Source organism: Bdellovibrio sp. BCCA (assembly GCF_037996825.1).
Lineage (GTDB): Bacteria > Bdellovibrionota > Bdellovibrionia > Bdellovibrionales > Bdellovibrionaceae > Bdellovibrio.
In genome coordinates, this window is the sequence record NZ_JBBNAC010000001.1 from 3,763,810 (window position 1) to 3,780,135 (window position 16,326).

Consider the following 16,326-nt stretch of genomic DNA (forward strand, 5'->3'; position numbering starts at 1 on the left):
ATTCCCGCATTACGCGGAGGAGCGGTATGAGTTTTGACGATAAAGTTCTAGAAATCCCACAGTCATTGCCAATGTTACCTGTGAGAGACATCGTAGTATTTCCCTACATGATTATTCCATTGTTCGTAGGGCGCGATGCTTCGATCCGCTCAGTTGAAGAAGCACTCGCAAAGAATCGCCTGATCTTCTTGGCTTCACAAAAAGATATCACGGAAGAAAATCCATCTCCTGACAACATCTACACAGTGGGAACTGTGGCGATGATCATGAGAATGAGAAAACTTTCCGACGGCCGTGTAAAAATCCTTATCCAAGGTGTTGCAAAAGGCCGCGTGAAAAATTTCACGAAGACAGCTCCTTCTTTTGAAGTTGCCGTTGAAAAAATCGAAGACATCCCAACACAAAAAACTGTTGTTGAGAATGAAGCTTTGATCAGAACAGCAAAAGAGCACATCGAGCGCATCATCGCTCTAGGTCGCCCTCTTTCTCCAGACATCTTGTTGGTGTTGGATGATGTTTCTGATCCAGGTCGTATCGCTGACTTGATCGCTTCTAACTTGGGTATCAAAGTTCAAGACGCACAAAAAGTTCTTGAGACTTCAGATGCAACAGAAAGACTTCGTCTAGTTAACGAAATCTTGGCTGCTGAACTTGAAGTGATGCAAGCTCAACAAAAAAATCGCGCTGGCGGCAAAGAAGATATGTCGAAGTCACAACGCGAATACTTCTTGCGCGAGCAAATGAAAGCTATAAAGAATGAACTCGGTGAAGGTGATTCTAAATCTGAAGAGATGGATGAACTTCGCGAGAAACTAGTGAACGCCGGCATGCCACCAAATGTAGAAGCCGAAGCGTTGAAACAGCTTGGACGTTTGGAGCGTATGCATCCAGATGCTTCTGAAGCAACAATGGTTCGCACATACCTTGATTGGATGGCGGATCTTCCTTGGAGCAAAAAATCTGAAGATCATATTGATCTTAAACGCGCCAAAGAAATTTTGGACGAAGATCACTACGAACTTGAAAAAGCAAAAGACCGTATCATGGAGTTCTTGGCTGTACGTAAACTTAAGCCAAATCTTAAAGGTCCAATCCTTTGCTTCGGTGGTCCCCCAGGTGTAGGTAAAACTTCTTTGGGTAAATCTATCGCTCGCGCGATGGGCCGTGAATACTTCCGTATCGCTTTGGGCGGCGTGAAGGATGAAGCGGAAATCCGTGGTCACCGCCGTACTTATGTGGGCGCAATGCCAGGTAAAATTATCCAAGCTCTTCGCCAAGCGAAAACAAACAATCCAGTTATCGTTCTCGATGAGGTTGATAAATTGGGTTCTGATTTCCGCGGTGACCCTTCAGCAGCAATGCTTGAGGTTTTGGATCCGGAACAAAATTCAACTTTCCGTGACAACTACTTGAACGTCGACTTCGACCTTTCAAATGTGTTGTTCATCGCAACTGCCAACGTGTTGGAAAATATTCCACCAGCATTGCGCGACCGTATGGAAATTTTGAATATTCCTGGTTACACAGAAAACGATAAACTTTTGATCACGAAAAAACATTTGATCAGAAGACAAATTGAAGCCAACGGTATCACTGAAGAAAACATCAAGTTTACTGATGAAGGTATCAAGTACTTGATCGCAGGCTACACTCGTGAAGCAGGTCTTCGTAACCTTGAGCGCGAAGTGGGTTCAGTTTGCCGTAAAGTGGCGAAAATGGTTGTGATGGGCGAAGCAAACTTTGTTGAAGTAACTCCAACAACAGTTCCTGAATTGCTCGGTCCTCCAAGATTCCAACGCGATGACAAGATCGCTGACTCTCAAGTCGGTGTTGTTCAAGGTCTTGCGTGGACACAAGCTGGTGGTGAAGTTCTCACTATCGAAGCTTTGAAAATGAAAGGTAAAGGACATCTTGCACTCACAGGTCAACTTGGCGATGTGATGAAAGAGTCCGCTCACGCTGCGATGTCTTACGCTCGTGCGCACCAAGAAGAACTTGGAATCCCTGAGGACTTCTTTGATAAGTATGATGTTCACGTTCACTTGCCTGCGGGTGCAATCCCTAAGGATGGTCCTTCTGCTGGTATCACACTTACGACCGCTCTTGTAAGTTTGATGACTGGAACTCCTGTTCGTCACGATATCGCGATGACAGGTGAAGTGACTCTCCAAGGTCGCGTGCTTCCTGTCGGTGGTATTCGTGAGAAGTGTTTAGCGGCTTTGAACTTAGGAATTACAAACATCATCATCCCATTGGCTTGCCAAAAGGATCTTGCTGACATCCCTAAGATCTTCAAAGACAAAATCAACTTCATCCTGGCTGAAAATCTTGATGAAGTCTTCGCGGTGGCATTCGATAAGAGTGCAAAAGGCCAAGACAAAAAGCCTGCTGCGAAAAAAGATCCGAAAAAATCAAAGAGCTTGGCTGCTTAATCTGTAGCCCAAGCCCATCGCCCCTCCCAAAACGATGAAAGAAAAAGGACTAGAGAAATCTGGTCCTTTTTCTTTTTCAAAAGCATCTGTACTTTCGTCATATAACATTCCACATAGACCTATTTAGAAAAATTAATTGTTAGTTACTGTGATTAGCTGGCCTTACTTTGACCAAATCTTGAAGAGTACGATCAATGCCGAGGTGTTGATCTATGCGAGTTTTAGATTTAGCCATTGTGTCTCCTCAGGAAAAGTTTCGTCGGCGTGCCGAAAACAGCGCCCGCGTTTTTGATTTCGAGTTTCAATCTTTTGAAAGTGATGATGATTTTTTTACGAAGTCAGAGACATATAAAGCTATCACTTGTGTGTTGCTAGATTGCAGTCATCTGACGAAACCCAACGAAATCGCAGGTCTTGTGCAAGTTGCAAGGCAAGGTGCGCCTGACAGTTATATTTTGGCGATCGCAAGTTCAAAACTTCAGGCGGAGGATGCGCGAGTTATAAAAACATCCGGCGCTTCGCTGGTGATGATGGAAAATGAGTATGTCTCTTCAAGCAAGCTGGAATTTATTTTAAGCCAAGTGATCAGATCCGCCTACATTCCGATTAAAACTGTGGATCTGATTGAAGGAACCGAACCCCCGTTTCCGTTATATTATTTGATGCCAATCAATAAAAAGTTTTTGAAAGTCGGAAAACCAGGAAACACCATTCGCCGCGATTTTTTGGAAAAGTATAAAGAGATTGGCGAACTCTATTTGCGGCGCACAGATTTAGATGCATGGGTTGAATACACAAATAGTTTTAGTGCCGAAGACAATGACAGTCTGATTCGGAAATGTCGCCTTAAGTTTTTACAACTCAACCAGTCTTTTTTAAATCTTATACTTCTGGTGACGGATCAAAGTTCGGGTGCTTCTTTCGCGCAAGGAAAAGATCTTTACGATATTTGCCAAAAATTCGCCGGCGATCTTTTAGAGTCTCTGGTTCACATAGGAGATCCTTGGATCGTGATTAGCAATTCTGCCATTGGTGATTTCGGTTCTGTCGAGAGGGCTCCCGCAATTGCAGCGTACGCAGGTCTTTTAAGTTCAGAATCAAAAACCGGAGATGCCAAAGAAATCATGATTGGAGCTTTGCTTTCTGACGTTGGGTATTTAGATCTAAGCCCTTCAACGACCCAAAAGATTCGAAATAATCATTATGCGGACATGAATGCCGAAGAGCGAATGGAGTATCAGAAGCATCCTATCTATAGTTTAAACCAATGCCTTTCGCGAAAACTTCCTCTAACAGAAAGTATTAAAGATATTATTCTGCAAAGTCATGAGCGCGTGGATCAAAAAGGTTTTCCTAATAAACCTCGCTCAGATAAATTAACGGAAGCGGCGATGCTTGTTCGTCTTTGTTGGGATTTGGATACGCGAACACAAGTGCGCATGGGTGAAGCTCGCCCCAACATTGAAACCGTGAAAGCTCAACTTGCTCAGACGATCACCAACGAAACTGGCAATTATTCGGTTGGTTTTTTAATGAAAATGTCGAGATTCTTGAAGCCGAAGGTTCGTAACGATGATGTTATCGTTGTATAAAAAAGGGAGCTTATCGCTCCCTGTTCCTTTATTCGTGAACCGTGATCCATACGTTGTAGATGCCCTGCTGTCTTACAAGGCGATTAAAGTAATAAGCATTATCAGGATGAACACGGATGCATCCATGAGAAGCGCGTGAGCCTAGTTTTTTCCAGTTGCTCTCTGCCGTTCCGTGAATGGCAAATCCACCGCTGATGAAAACTGCGTAAGGCATGTTACCCAAACCTTTGTAGTCTCCACCTGGATATTTTGTTGAAGAATATTTATCGTAAATACGGCCGTTTGGATTTGTATCAAAGTCAGGAGTTCCGTGACCTGGAGCACCTGTTGAAACTTTCCATGTCGCTGAATGTACACCATTCAAGTGAAGATAAAGTTCTTGTCTTGATCTAGAGACTTGCACCCACACTGGGCACGCCGCGCGGAAACAGCCTTTCCCGAATGGTTGCAAAAGGTTTTCAATGAACGGAGAAGATCCCGTTTCCTCTTGATAGATTTTGTCCAAGTTTTCCAAAGTCTGTTCGATGTTTGGATCAAAAGGATTAAGTTCATCCATCACGTTGTCGGATGTCTCAACTGTTTGAGTTTGTGCGTGAGCTGAAAACGCTGTGGCCAAAACGAGGAAAAGCGCTGCTGCAAATGATTTCATGACTGAACCCCCTTCATGTCAGGGGTCAAATATCGGTTGCATTAACTTTTGGCAATGAAGATATCGTAAGAAACGCGCTGCTCTACTGTTTGAAGCCTTTAAGACGTTCGTTCTCGGATTCAAGAACACGGACCAATGTTTTTAGGTCCGTGACTTCATCCTTCAATTGGAAGATTTGCTCTTCTTTTTCCTGAAGGATTTGTGTGTAGGCTTTTTTGAGTTCGTTCAGAAGTTTGTTGGCGGCAGTCAAAATGGGCTCATCCTTATTTGCCTTCATGGCTTTGTCTAGGTCCTGAGCCTTCATTTCGTCTTTTGAAGATGCTGACATAGTGTCGTTACCTTTCATCATTCCATGATGAGCACCCACCAAGGCGCTTTCGCTTTCTTGGGAGGGGCGATGTACTCGTTGATGGGTACCCATCGGTTCGTCCATGATGAAGTACTTGCCGTCTTCAAATCGGAACTTAATGTCGTCAGCTTTGATTCTACGGCGGAGTGTACTCACACTAATTTTGTACTTAGTGGAATAGTCCGTTAGCGGTAACCAAGAACCAACTTGCTCTACGTTCATTAAATCCTCTACTCCGGCAACGCCGGAGTGCTAAACATTCAGTCTTTTCGGGAAGGTGGTCAGCCCTACTCAGCCTGCGTATCCAACATTATCACACGACTTCGGTCTGTCAAAGTTTGTGTGAGTAGTTATTCAAATTCAAGGAAATTCAGGACCTTGATCTGGTTAATCATGTGTCAAATGCTGCCTATTCACTGGACCTTGGTCTGACTACGCAACCCTAAGTCATGGATTTTCTTAGGGTTGAAAGAATTCTTTGCTCCTTTGCGATGAAAGTCCGATACTAGAGGTATCAATATGCGGATTCGTGATAAGAAAAAAGTGGCCCTAGTATTGAGCGGTGGCGGCATTAAAGCTGCGGCTTTTCACATTGGGGTTTGCTTAGCTTTACAAGAAAAAGGATTTAAGTTTGCTGGCGGAACCAAAGAGATGGTGCGTCAGAACTTTAAGGACGATGATCCTTTTACGATCCGTTTGTACGTAGGTTCCAGTGCCGGAGCTTTCGTCGCATCGATTCTTGCTGCCGGCTACTCCGTTGAGTCTTTGATCAACGCTTTTCAAATCGGTTCAGGAACCACACCTACTTTTGATAAATCGGATCTCCGCTATTTAAAGCCGATATCTTATCGCGATATTTTCAACCTCAATTCAAGTGGTCTTTTGAAGTTCATTCCTCGCACTTTGATGGAAAAAGCTTTGGTCACCGGAGGTCTTGAATCGCTTTTGAAAAACGGTTTGAAGCTCAACGGTCTTTTCTCAACCAAGGGAATTGAAAGTTATCTACGTAAAGAGGTCCTGCTTGATAACGACTTTGCTCGTTTGGGTGTGGGACTTTTTATTATCGGCACACAGTTGAATCATACCCGCAAGGCCATCTTCGGGAATTTTCCAGAGTCTTATAAAAACGAAAGCACGAAGTACATCAACTATGCGACCATCAGCGACGCAGTTGCTTGTTCAACTTCTTTGCCGCCAGTTTTTGCGCCTTACGGAATCACTCGCCCTGATGGAAAAGAGATTTTCTATTATGACGGAGAAATCCGCGACACTCTTTCAACTCACGTCGCGGCCGACTATGGAGCTGATTTAGTTATTTCTTCTTACTCGATTCAGCCTTACCACTACACCAAAGAGATGGGTTCGCTGCATGACTACGGAATTCCGCTCATCGCCAACCAAGCTCTTTACCAAGTGGTTCAGCAAAAGATCACTCGTCATATTCAGTACAAAAACGACATTCGCGGCATCTACAATGCGGTGGATGGTTACTTCAAACAGATGAACTTGCCTCCAGAGCATCGTGATAAACTGCTTGAAATCATTCGCAATCGCGTAAACTACCGTCCAGAAGTAGATTACATTTACATCTCTCCACGCCCTCAAAATTACGAAATGTTCTTCGTAGATCACTTCAGCTTAAATCCCGAAATCCTAGCGCGCATCGTACGTATCGGATTCAAATCCGGCATCAACGCCCTCCGCCAGTTCGACATCTAAAAGGTGCCTGCTTCTTTTTTGGGTCTACGCTGCGTTATTATTTTTTAGCGATGGTTGGCTCGCCAAAACTGCAATAATTTTTTCGCGTCTTCTTCCGGGCTCATTCGCGCATAAATTTTTTGGTCATAGAAATGAGCTATGCGGCTGAGTATATCTTTGTCTTGAGGAAACTCTTTTTTCAGGCGCTCAAGGAAACTTAAAGGTGGCTCAGAAAGCTCTCGCGGAAAATTCTGATTCTGGGCCCATGCTTCCACTGCATGCATTAGAACTTGTTCTTCCGTTAATAAACCTTTCTGCTTAAAAAGACTGCGGAAAATAAAAACAAAGAGAACAAGAACGATGGAAAGAGCGAACGACAGACCTGCTTTATATTCCGTAAAACTTTTCCAAAGACTTTGTTGAGAAGATTTATCGAAGTCGATGAGGAAGTAAGTCCATCGGTAGTTCAAGTCTTCAACCCAAAAGCTTACTTCGTCCCACAAAAGAAATTGTTCTTTCGCCGGAGGACGCCAATCAATGGATCTTGCGAAAGCTCTTTGATCTTCTTCCGAAAGGCCGAAGAACTCTTCAGCTCCGATAATGATTCTTAATGGTGCCACCCACATTGTTGGATCTATTCGGTTCCAGGTTTTATTTGTATAAACCTCAACCCACGCATGAGCGTCTTTTTGGGCAATCTTCCAAAAATCCCCGAGCGGATTGTATCTGCCGCCTTGATAGCCCACGACAACTCGTGAAGGAATACCTAGGGATCTTGCTAAAGTTGCATAAGCTCCCGCGAAGTGTTCGCAGAATCCTCGTTTTCTTTCAAAAAGGAATTTTTCTAAGTCATTGGGTCCGTAAATTCCAGGGCTTAACGTGTAAACGAATCCACTCTCTGCGAAAAGTTTTTGAATTTCTTTAAGACGATCTTCTTCGCTTAGGTTTTTCTTTTTTATATTTTCAACCCATTCGGATACGCGGCCTTGCACCGGAGGTGCTTTAAGAAATTCTTCATCTGGAAATTCTTTATTTATTCCAGCCTCCGCCCAAATTGCGCGATAGACCGATGGCTTTGAAATCGGACGTGAAGCTCTAAAGATAGATTGATGAAGAGGCAGAACTGTATTGGATTCAAGTTGGACATTTTTCGTTCCATCCAAAACAAACAAGAACGTCTGCGATGTAGGCTCCATCGCAACTTCATATGTGTATTCCTTTTCAGTTTTTCTTTCTTCATGTGTTTGAAGAATAGGTCTTCCGGGTCTCCAGCTTAATCCGCGAGAAGATGTTAAAACAGATCCCCGCCAATAAAGATCCGACGATTTCTTTAGCGGCAAATCCGAAATCTTTGCCCTAAATGCAACGGCGGGATTTGCGGCAAGCTCTGCAACTCTGCCTGGATTGATTTCATCTGTGAATCCAATTTCTCCATAAGGAGATCCTCCGCGCGACATGGCCCATGGTAAAACAAAACGCGGAAAGACGAAGAAGAGGATCACTGCTAAAGGAATAGAGAGTACAAATATTTTTAACAGCGCCTTTGACCTTGCTGGAAGTCCCGAAGGTAAAAGTGAATACCACAGTCCTCCGAAGGCGAGCGCTGAGGGAAAAATCCAATAGATATCAAGAGTGAAAAGAGATTTTACCGAGATTAAAACGAATCCCAAAAGAACCACGAATTTGTGATCTCTTTCAGTTTCATAATCCATAATCCTTAATGCTGAAAGCGCCAGTAAGAATGTATAAGACGGTTCTTGTCCAATGAGTGTGCGGAACTGAATCAATGTTTGTACAAGAAGTAAAATACTCAGTGCGCCTGTGACTTTTCTTGAAAGTGGCTTCCAATTTAAATTCTCTACGCCCCACTTCCAAAAGAGCATGACAAAACTAAATATCGCAATCCATGTTGAGACCTCAAGAGCCACCATCGCCATCGCTGTGACAAAAGATGCTGCCAGGGCTTTTTGCGAATAGAATTTTCTTATCACGACACATCTCCGGAATTTAAAATCGCCAGAGACTCAAGACATGTTTTCCAGTGTGAAGGTCCACGCTCAAGAGGTGTCTTAATATTATTTAGATCCAAAGAGTAGGCATGTCCTCGTTTTTCAGCTTCATCTATCCAAAGACAAAGTTGCGAGATGCGCGATTCAAAATCTGTAAGGTGCGAAGTCTGTTCCCACGAAAATCTCAATGAAGGCTTTTCCATCTCTTCAAAGTTTTTTACCAACAGTTCCTGTCGTCTTGCGCTCGCCCGCCAATCAATGCGCATCGTGGAGTCTGAGCTTTGATATTCCCGGTGATCGCGAAACAAACCTGAATTTTTGAGATCTTCGGAACCGTAAGATTTTTGCGGAAACTGAGGATCCCCTTTTTTTGCAGGGTAAACCAAAGAGGCAGGGTTTAGTGAAGAAAGCTCCGCTCGCTCTTCTGTTTTCTCAAAGAAGACAACAAGATTCCAAGCTGGTGCCGTGAAATGGTTCTTTAAATGGACGACTAGCGCGCTTCTTTCTTCTGCAAATAGATTTTCTCCGTAAATGTTTTCTATTTCAACTCCATCCACATTTTTATTCGTAATAAGTACGCTGGTAAGAGCGACAGAAATTAGAAAGAAGACAAAGATGTAAATAAGATTATTCGCGTAACCGACGGCTAAAAAGAATAATACCAGCGCCATGGCTCCGAAAGCGAAACCAAAAGCACTTGGAACAATATAAGTTCTCGTTCTTTTCCTAGACAGGAACTGGCGTACTTTTTTGTAAAGCCCCTGCCCATTCACGGCCTCGCTTGATGCCATGATTTCCTCCCAGACGGTGACCTAATACAGGAACTAAAATTTGTTGAACATCTTCAGGGCGCACATAGTTGCGACCCTCCATGAAGGCCCAAGCTTTGGCCGCTTTTACCAGAGCCATTCCCGCACGAGTAGAAAGAGGTGTCCCTTCGAATCCTGCGCGACGAGATTTCTCTAAAAGGTCCGCGATATAGTTCGCAACAGTTTGTGAAACTTGGACTTTTTGAACTTGCAAAAGAGCTTCTGAAATTTCATTCTCAGAAAAAAGTGCTTTCACGTTTTGCAAAAGATGACGTGGATCTTCACCTTGCAAAATACGCACTTCGGTTTCTTTTGAAGCGTGATGCAATTCCAAACTCATTAGAAAACGATCAAGCTGACTTTCAGGTAATGGAAAAGTTCCCATCTGCTGATGCGGATTCTGTGTCGCAATCACATAGAAAGGACGAGGTAGCGCCCACGTATTTCCATCGACAGATACTTCGCCTTCTTCCATTGCTTGAAGCAAAGCACTCTGCGTGCGAGGACTCGCGCGATTTAATTCATCGGCCATAACAAGTTGTGAAAACAGTGGTCCCTCATGAAAAACAAATTTATGTTCTTGCGGATGAAACACTTGTCCGCCGATGACATCAGCCGGAAGAAGATCAATCGTGAATTGAATACGACGAGTTTTAAGACCTAAAAGTTTTCCAAGAACTTGCACCAAAGTGGTCTTCCCCACTCCCGGCAAATCTTCAATCAAAAGATTTCCACCAGCGAGCAGACAAGTGATCGCTAAACGGATTTCCACATTCTTATCCAGAACAACTTTCGACGCTTCAGAGATGAGTTCGTGAAACTTTTGATTCATGCTCACTAAGAATAATGTCTCACGAGTTTACGAACCAGTTATAATCTCTCAGGCCCGATGAAAGCCCAGCATGTGTCGCTCATTAGAATAAAAAAGCCCTGGGAAATCCCAAGGCTTTTGTTTTTTTGTGACTAAGAATTTAAATCTTAGAACAAACTTTTCTCTACCGCTGCAAAGATAGGGCCTGATACAAATCCCATCGCAACAATCGCTAGAGCCATCACAACTGCAGTGACAGTTGTAGCATTCAAAGAGTGGCCAGCGACTTCTGCGTTGCCCTCTTTCATGTACATCACAACGATCGGTCTTAGGTAGTAGTAAACGCCGATCACAGAGCTCACCATACCCCATACAGCGAGCCACAAAAGACCTTCGCCGACAGCGGCGTTGAACAAGTAGAATTTACCGAAGAATCCCAATGTTGGTGGGATACCCGCAAGTGACAACAAGAACACTGTTAGGCACAACGCCAACATCGGTCTTTGTTTCGCGAAGCCCGCAAGATCATCGATATTCACGATGTGGTTTTCAGATCTTTCAAGCATGCTCGCAATTGCAAACGCCCCCAAAGTCATCAAAGCGTAGCTCAACAAATAGAAGATCACGCCAGAAGCACCAAAAGCACCGTTATCGCTCACGCCCGCAGTGATGATACCGATTAAAAGGTATCCAGAGTGCGCTACAGAAGAATAAGCAATCATACGTTTAAAGTTATTTTGAATGATCGCTGCGGTATTACCCACGATCATTGTGATCACGGCCAACCATTGCAAGATATCAAACAAGTGATCAGAACCCGTCAAAGACTTCGTTGCAATCACGCGCAAGAAAGCTGCAAAAGAAACTGTCTTAACCGCTGTCGCCATGAAAGCAGAGTGCGGAGTAGGAGCTCCTTGGTAAACGTCTGGAGTCCATGCATGGAATGGAGCGATTGAAACCTTAAAGCAGAAGCCCAAGATCACAAACGTGATACCGAACAAGAACAAACGAGACGTTTGCACAAGTTCCGCTGCGTTTTCCATGAAGCCAAGGATGTTTGTTCCACCCGTAGATCCAAAAATGAAAGCCACACCGTACAAGAAGACAGCCGAAGCAAAAGATCCAAGAACGAAGTATTTCAACGCCGCTTCTTTAGAAAGTTTTTCTTCGTGGCTCATTGCGATCATCAAGTACAATGCCAAAGACATCAACTCAAGACCAATGAATACCATCAAAAGATCCACTGCTGAAACAAGGATCAACATCCCAATCGCAGAGCTGAGAGCCAAGAACACCAGTTCAGAAAACTGCTTTCCTGTCGTTGATGGATTTTCATACATCATGATCATCGCAGCACCAGCAGCACCAAGAGCAATCACGCCCATCCACTGAGTCACACCGTCAAAGATCAATCCGCCGTTGAAAGCCGTTTTACCTGCGCCACCAAAGACGACAAGCAAACCAATTGCAACCACGATACCGATCAAACCTTGAGACAAAGTGATCACAGGATGTTGTTCACGATTTCCGCGCAAAACTTTCGCTGTGATGGGAATGATACTCGCCAAAAATAACGCAATCATTGGCGAAATCAGAAGAATGTCACTAAGACCAATAGCTGTATTCATTAGTTACCTCCTTGCGCTTGCTGAGTCGAGGCATCGCCAGGCTGAACAATTGTCAGGTTGTAGTTACTTCTGTTGTTCACCAAGTAATCAATACTAGCCTTGGAGTAATTCAAGAAGTGGTTCGGGAATAGACCCATCCAGAACACCATAATAACCATCGGAACAAGAACCGCGATTTCACGCGCATTCAAATCATGAAGCGGATGATGCTCGTCTTTCACAAGCTCCCCTTTTTCACCGAAGAACACACGTTTAAACATCCACAACATGTAAACTGCACCAAGAACCACACCCGTTACCGCGAAGTACGCGAATACTGGCTGAGCTTGGTAAGTTCCAAGAAGGATGAAGAACTCCCCTACAAATCCGTTCGTCAATGGAACCGCGATAGAAGAAAGAGTCACGATAAAGAAGAAGATCGTGAACAGTGGCAACACACTTGCCAAACCACCGTACTTCGCAATTTCACGAGAGTGTGTTCTTTCGTAAATCATACCGATTAAGATGAACAGAGCGCCCGTTGAAATACCGTGGTTCAACATTTGGTACAAACCACCTGACATACCGTAAGCGTTGAAAGCAAAAAGACCCAACAAGATGTAACCCATGTGCGATACAGAAGAGTACGCCACAAGTTTTTTCACATCCGGTTGAACCATCGCAACCAAAGCGCCGTAGATGATACCCACAACACCGATCAGCATAAACAACCACGCCCAGTATTCAGAAGCCTCTGGGAACAAAGGAAGAACCCAGCGCATGAAACCGTAAGTACCCATCTTCAACATCACACCAGCCAGAATCACAGAGCCTGGAGTTGGTGCTTCAACGTGGGCATCAGGCAACCAAGTGTGAAGTGGGAATACCGGAACTTTCACAGAGAATGCCAAAGCAAACGCAAAGAACAACAAAGTTTGAAGGCTGAAGAATGTTCCGCCAACAAATGGAATCTTCAATTGATAGAAGTCCAAAAGACTTGCGCTCATGTGACCAGTCGCTTCTTGAGTGAGGTACATCATGTAGATGATCGCAACGAGCATCAACACGGAACCTGCCATCGTATAGATGAAGAACTTAACTGTCGCATAAAGTCTGCGAGCTCCACCCCAAATACCGACCATGAAGTACATCGGTACAAGAGAAAGTTCCCAGAAGACGTAGAAGAAGATCGCATCCATCGCCAGGAAAGTTCCAAGCATCGCTGTTTGCAAAATGAACAAAGCAACGTGGAAACCTTTTACGCGCTCAGTGATCGCCGTCCAACTCGCCAAGATAATGATCGGAGTTAAGAACGTTGTCAGAAGAACCAGCCACAAAGAAATCCCGTCAATACCCATGAAGTATTGAATGCCGAATCTCTCGATCCACATGAACTTCTCAACCATTTGAAGTCCTGCAGAACTTGGATTGAATCTTTGCAGAAGCACTAAGCTCACAAGGAATTCGATCACAGAAAGACCTAAAGCCAAGTGACGAATCGTATTGGATTTAGGCCATACTGCTACGATCAGAGCGAACAAAAGAGGTAGAAAAACAATGCTACTCAGGATCATACATTACCTCATGATCACAAATGAAAGAGCGACAACAACACCGATGCCGATGTACATCGCGTACTGTTGCATATTGCCGGTTTGGATAGAACGAACCATTGAACCCATGCCACGCGCAAGGTCTCCGGCCCAATAAGTCATCTTGTCGATGAAGTTCACATCAATATAGTACCAAGTGTTTTTACTGATGTTCACAAGCGGATTGATAATGAAACCAAAGTACGCTTCATCAACGAAGTATTTGTTATACACAAGGTTGTAAACAGGCTTGATGCTCGCTGCGATTTTCTTCGGAGTTTCCGGAGATTTCACATAGAACTGATAAGCCACGATCGCAGAGATCAAAGCCAATCCAACTGACACGCCCATCAAAGTCCATTCAGTCGTGTGCTCAATCGGCTGCCATCCAGGGATCGGAGAAATAAGTGGGTGCAACCAGTGCTCCCACACGTTTGGAATATGTCCCAAACCTTCACCGATCACGTGCGGAATACCAATCCACCCACCGATCACAGAAAGAACCGCAAGAACGATCAAAGGAATCGTCATCAACGCCGGAGATTCATGAGGATGAACTTCTTTCGGAACGCGGCTTTTACCCCAGAAAGTCAAAGCCATCAAACGAGTCATATAGAACGCCGTCAAAGTCGCACCCAAAGCACCCGCAGCCCACAACACTGGAGAACCCATTGGTGAGTTGAAGGCGTAAGCCAAGATTTCATCCTTAGAGAAGAAACCCGCAAATGGAGGCATACCGATGATCGCGAGCCAACCAAGAAGGAACGTGATGTGCGTAATCGGCATATACTTTTTAAGTCCGCCCATCTTACGAATATCTTGTTCTTCGTGCATTGCATGGATCACAGAACCAGATCCCAAGAACATCAACGCTTTAAAGAAAGCGTGAGTCATCAAGTGGAACATCGCTGCTCCGAAAGCACCAACTCCGCAAGCAAGGAACATGTAACCAAGTTGTGACACTGTAGAGTAAGCCAAAACTTTTTTGATGTCCCATTGGGTCATACCGATTGTCGCCGCAAAAACCGCTGTCGCCGCGCCAATAACGGCAATCACCATCATTGTGTTAGGAGCCATGATAAACAACGGATTCAGACGGACGATCATGTAAACACCGGCAGTCACCATCGTTGCCGCATGGATCAACGCGGAAACTGGTGTTGGACCGGCCATCGCGTCTGGAAGCCAAACGTACAATGGAATCTGTGCAGATTTACCAGTGGCACCGATGAACAAGAACAATGTTCCCAAAGTCACCGCACCCAACCAAGAAGACTCAGCCACTGTTGGTGCTAAAGCATTCAACTCGTGGAAGTTCAAAGTTCCGAATGTGATGAAAAGAACAAACATACCAAGAAGGAAAGCCGCATCCCCGATACGATTCGTGATGAAGGCTTTCATACCTGCTGCTGCTTTTTCTTTGTCTGTAAACCAGAAACCGATCAACAAGTAAGAGCAAAGACCAACGCCTTCCCAACCCACAAACATCACAAGCAAGCTGTCACCAAGAACAAGCAACAACATGTTGAAGATGAAAAGATTCAGGTAAGCGAAGTATTTCGCGGCACCTTTATCGTGGTGCATGTAACCGATTGAGAACAAGTGGATCAAAGTACCCACACCTGTCACAACCAAGATCATGATCGCGCTGATTTGATCGATCACAAATCCCGCGTTGATTTTAAACTTATCAACCGCCATCCATTCAAAGAAGCTCACGGCAATTCTGCGAGTCTCTTCAGGCATCGCGACAAGATCCAACACCAACAAAATTGAGCTGATGAAAGAGATTGCGATAGCGACTGTAGCAATCACACCTGCCACGTTGGCAGAATGTTTTTTATAACGAGTTCCGTTGATAAGGAAACCTACAAACGGAGCGAGGATCAAAAGGGCCATTAAAAGAGAGTGAGTCACGGCTGTTCCCTTATCCTTTCAAGTGCTCAAAGAAGCGGATGTTAACTTCGTTGAATCGTTTAAAGATCGACACCGCCAAAGCCAAACCTACTGCCGCTTCCGCCGCAGCGATTGTCATGACGAAAAACACCATGATGTGTCCATCTAAAAGACCCAAGAATTTGCTGAATGCTACGAACGTTAAGTTCACAGAGTTCAACATCAATTCAATCGACATCAAAAGAACGATCACGTTACGGCGAAGAAGAACTCCGGCCATTCCCGTGACGAACAAAAGAGCTGCCAAAACCAAATAGTGAGTCAGACCAATGTTGTTGATGATCTCAGTGTTCATGTGTTCCACCTTTACTGCGCGCAAGGGCAACAGCTCCGACAGCGATTACAAGAAGCAAAACGCCCAAAGCTTCAAATCCGAAGATATATTTTGTGAACAAGATATGGCCCAACTGTTTCGTCGCTTCCATTCCTGTTCCCGTTGTCACTGGATTGTCCGTCGTTTTTTCAGTCAAAAGACCGACTGACATCGCAATCGCACCAACAACAAGTCCCGCAAGAAGTCCGACAGAGGCAATTTTCACAGCTCCTGTGAACTTACCGCGCGTAAACGCTTGAAGATCTTTCTTTAAGTCAAAGAGCATGATCACCATAACGAAGAGGACCATGACCGCTCCGGCGTAAACAATCAACTGAACACCGGCGATAAAGTAAGCGTTTAAAGTTACAAACAAAGCCGACACACCCACCATCGTCATTGCCAAGCAAAGAGCCGAGTAGATCGGGTTCGACATAAGGATCACACTCAGGCCGCTGACCAGAGTGACGATCGCTAGAAACCAAAATAGAAAAGCATCTGCTGTCACG

General features: G+C 44.5%; 13 protein-coding genes. 3 read left to right on the forward strand and 10 right to left on the reverse strand.

Features of this window, described 5'->3' with window-relative positions; translation table 11 throughout:
• Nucleotides 1-26 precede the first annotated feature (26 nt).
• Complete coding sequence (lon, locus tag AAAA78_RS18275; protein WP_340593576.1) at nt 27-2,432, forward strand: endopeptidase La; 2,406 nt, start codon at nt 27-29, stop codon at nt 2,430-2,432.
• Nucleotides 2,433-2,644: 212 nt separating this feature from the next.
• Nucleotides 2,645-4,024 carry an HD domain-containing phosphohydrolase gene (locus tag AAAA78_RS18280; protein ID WP_340593577.1) on the forward strand — a complete coding sequence of 460 codons (1,380 nt, stop codon included), beginning with the start codon at nt 2,645-2,647 and terminating at the stop codon, nt 4,022-4,024.
• Between the two features lie 28 nt (nt 4,025-4,052).
• Here the strand turns inward: AAAA78_RS18280 and AAAA78_RS18285 are convergent, their stop codons facing one another.
• Together AAAA78_RS18285 and AAAA78_RS18290 are read right to left on the reverse strand one after the other, a co-directional pair.
• On the reverse strand, nt 4,053-4,673 hold the full coding sequence (locus AAAA78_RS18285; RefSeq protein WP_340593578.1) for a L,D-transpeptidase: 621 nt from the start codon (nt 4,671-4,673) through the stop codon (nt 4,053-4,055).
• 82 nt (nt 4,674-4,755) lie between these two features.
• Nucleotides 4,756-5,178: a hypothetical protein gene (locus AAAA78_RS18290; RefSeq protein ID WP_340593579.1), complete on the reverse strand. Its 423-nt coding sequence runs from the start codon at nt 5,176-5,178 to the stop codon at nt 4,756-4,758.
• A gap of 363 nt (nt 5,179-5,541) precedes the next feature.
• On the opposite strand from AAAA78_RS18290, the gene AAAA78_RS18295 reads away from it, so the two are divergent.
• On the forward strand, nt 5,542-6,741 hold the full coding sequence (locus AAAA78_RS18295) for a patatin-like phospholipase family protein (protein ID WP_295901838.1): 1,200 nt from the start codon (nt 5,542-5,544) through the stop codon (nt 6,739-6,741).
• A gap of 44 nt (nt 6,742-6,785) precedes the next feature.
• Here the strand turns inward: AAAA78_RS18295 and AAAA78_RS18300 are convergent, their stop codons facing one another.
• The 8 genes from AAAA78_RS18300 to AAAA78_RS18335 all read right to left on the reverse strand — a co-directional run bounded on the left by AAAA78_RS18300 (nt 6,786) and on the right by AAAA78_RS18335 (nt 16,325).
• Nucleotides 6,786-8,711 carry a transglutaminase TgpA family protein gene (locus AAAA78_RS18300; RefSeq protein WP_340593580.1) on the reverse strand — a complete coding sequence of 642 codons (1,926 nt, stop codon included), beginning with the start codon at nt 8,709-8,711 and terminating at the stop codon, nt 6,786-6,788.
• Nucleotides 8,708-9,520: a DUF58 domain-containing protein gene (locus AAAA78_RS18305; protein WP_340593581.1), complete on the reverse strand. Its 813-nt coding sequence runs from the start codon at nt 9,518-9,520 to the stop codon at nt 8,708-8,710. The genes AAAA78_RS18300 and AAAA78_RS18305 overlap by 4 nt, the downstream gene beginning before the upstream one ends.
• Nucleotides 9,456-10,370, reverse strand: a complete 915-nt coding sequence (locus tag AAAA78_RS18310) for an AAA family ATPase (protein ID WP_340593583.1) — start codon at nt 10,368-10,370, stop codon at nt 9,456-9,458. The genes AAAA78_RS18305 and AAAA78_RS18310 overlap by 65 nt, the downstream gene beginning before the upstream one ends.
• Before the next feature lie 146 nt (nt 10,371-10,516).
• Entirely contained in the window at nt 10,517-11,977 is a 1,461-nt protein-coding gene (locus AAAA78_RS18315) for an NADH-quinone oxidoreductase subunit N (protein ID WP_340593584.1), read from the reverse strand.
• Entirely contained in the window at nt 11,977-13,530 is a 1,554-nt protein-coding gene (locus AAAA78_RS18320; protein WP_340593585.1) for a complex I subunit 4 family protein, read from the reverse strand. Before AAAA78_RS18320 ends, AAAA78_RS18315 begins: the two co-directional genes overlap by 1 nt.
• Before the next feature lie 3 nt (nt 13,531-13,533).
• Entirely contained in the window at nt 13,534-15,447 is a 1,914-nt protein-coding gene (gene nuoL, locus AAAA78_RS18325) for an NADH-quinone oxidoreductase subunit L (RefSeq protein WP_445292008.1), read from the reverse strand.
• Nucleotides 15,448-15,475: 28 nt separating this feature from the next.
• The gene (gene nuoK, locus AAAA78_RS18330; RefSeq protein ID WP_295904275.1) at nt 15,476-15,799 is read right to left on the reverse strand and encodes an NADH-quinone oxidoreductase subunit NuoK; all 324 of its coding nucleotides are present in this window, start codon (nt 15,797-15,799) and stop codon (nt 15,476-15,478) included.
• Nucleotides 15,789-16,325 (reverse strand): NADH-quinone oxidoreductase subunit J, encoded by a 537-nt coding sequence (locus tag AAAA78_RS18335; RefSeq protein WP_340593588.1) that lies wholly within the window; start codon nt 16,323-16,325, stop codon nt 15,789-15,791. Before AAAA78_RS18335 ends, nuoK begins: the two co-directional genes overlap by 11 nt.
• Nucleotide 16,326: the final 1 nt, after the last annotated feature.

Excerpts from the sequence above, each read along its gene's own strand:
- lon (WP_340593576.1), top strand. The coding sequence starts at position 27 with ATGAGTTTTGACGATAAAGTTCTAGAAATCCCACAGTCATTGCCAATG.
- AAAA78_RS18280 (WP_340593577.1), top strand. The coding sequence starts at position 2,645 with ATGCGAGTTTTAGATTTAGCCATTGTGTCTCCTCAGGAAAAGTTTCGT.
- AAAA78_RS18285 (WP_340593578.1), bottom strand. The coding sequence starts at position 4,673 with ATGAAATCATTTGCAGCAGCGCTTTTCCTCGTTTTGGCCACAGCGTTT.
- AAAA78_RS18295 (WP_295901838.1), top strand. The coding sequence starts at position 5,542 with ATGCGGATTCGTGATAAGAAAAAAGTGGCCCTAGTATTGAGCGGTGGC.
- AAAA78_RS18305 (WP_340593581.1), bottom strand. The coding sequence starts at position 9,520 with ATGGCATCAAGCGAGGCCGTGAATGGGCAGGGGCTTTACAAAAAAGTA.
- AAAA78_RS18310 (WP_340593583.1), bottom strand. The coding sequence starts at position 10,370 with ATGAATCAAAAGTTTCACGAACTCATCTCTGAAGCGTCGAAAGTTGTT.
- AAAA78_RS18315 (WP_340593584.1), bottom strand. The coding sequence starts at position 11,977 with ATGAATACAGCTATTGGTCTTAGTGACATTCTTCTGATTTCGCCAATG.
- AAAA78_RS18320 (WP_340593585.1), bottom strand. The coding sequence starts at position 13,530 with ATGATCCTGAGTAGCATTGTTTTTCTACCTCTTTTGTTCGCTCTGATC.
- nuoL (WP_445292008.1), bottom strand. The coding sequence starts at position 15,447 with ATGGCCCTTTTGATCCTCGCTCCGTTTGTAGGTTTCCTTATCAACGGA.
- nuoK (WP_295904275.1), bottom strand. The coding sequence starts at position 15,799 with ATGAACACTGAGATCATCAACAACATTGGTCTGACTCACTATTTGGTT.